Source organism: Photorhabdus akhurstii (genome assembly GCF_018448925.1).
In the GTDB taxonomy this organism is placed as follows: Bacteria; Pseudomonadota; Gammaproteobacteria; order Enterobacterales; family Enterobacteriaceae; genus Photorhabdus; species Photorhabdus akhurstii.
Map to the genome: position 1 here is coordinate 1 of NZ_RCWE01000105.1, position 789 is coordinate 789.

The following is a 789-nucleotide window of genomic DNA, read 5'->3' on the forward strand; positions in this document are numbered from 1 at the left end:
TGGCAATTGTCCACAGTTTTCAGGCGGCCTGATGACCTGACAGGAGGAACACCATGTCACTTGGTGATGAAATCGTCACCCGGATAGCGCGGGTTAGCGCCCGGCACGCGGCGCACGTCTCCCCGCCACAGGGCACTCCCGGTCCGGCCGCCGCCCGTGAGGGCGACCCAATTAAACATGCCAGCTTCCTGGGAGCGCTGGCGGGCGCCATTACCGGGGCGTTGATAGGGGCGGCGGTCTTTGCCGCGGCATCGGCACTGGTGGGACTGACCCTCCTTACCGGCGGGCTGGCTACCGTCGCCGTCATCGCCCTGGGAACCGCGGCCACATTCGCCCTTGGCGATGTCATCAGCGCCGCCAGTTCGGCCGTCACGAAAATGGTGGACAGCATCGGCCCGCCGAGCGGTACCCTGGCGAGTGGCTCCCCCAATGTCTTTATCGAAGGCAAACCGGCGGCCAGAGCCACCACCGATATCGCCGTTTGTAGTCAACACCCGGCGCCGCCCCTGATTGCCCAGGGCAGTGAAACCGTGTTTATTAACGGTTCTCCGGCAGCCCGGGTAGATGACAAACTGGCGTGTGGCGCCACCATAAAATCCGGGGCCAAAACGGTGTTTATCGGCTCCGGTCAGGGAACTTACCTGGCGGTGGCCGAAGAGTTTTCCGCCTGGGAACGGGCGATACTGATGGCGGTTGAATTTCTGGCGCCGCCGTCACGAGGCGCCCTTAAAGGGCTGGGTAAGCTGTTTACCCGACAGGCCGGTAAAAAGGCCGTCAGCGGGGCGATTG

Annotated in this window: 1 protein-coding gene; it reads left to right on the plus strand. The window is 63.5% G+C overall.

Going from position 1 to position 789, the window contains the following annotated elements; translation table 11 throughout:
* Nucleotides 1-53: 53 nt before the first annotated feature.
* The coding region (locus EAE93_RS23935) for a PAAR domain-containing protein (protein WP_214040729.1) at nt 54-789 on the plus strand (736 nt) is incomplete at its 3' end.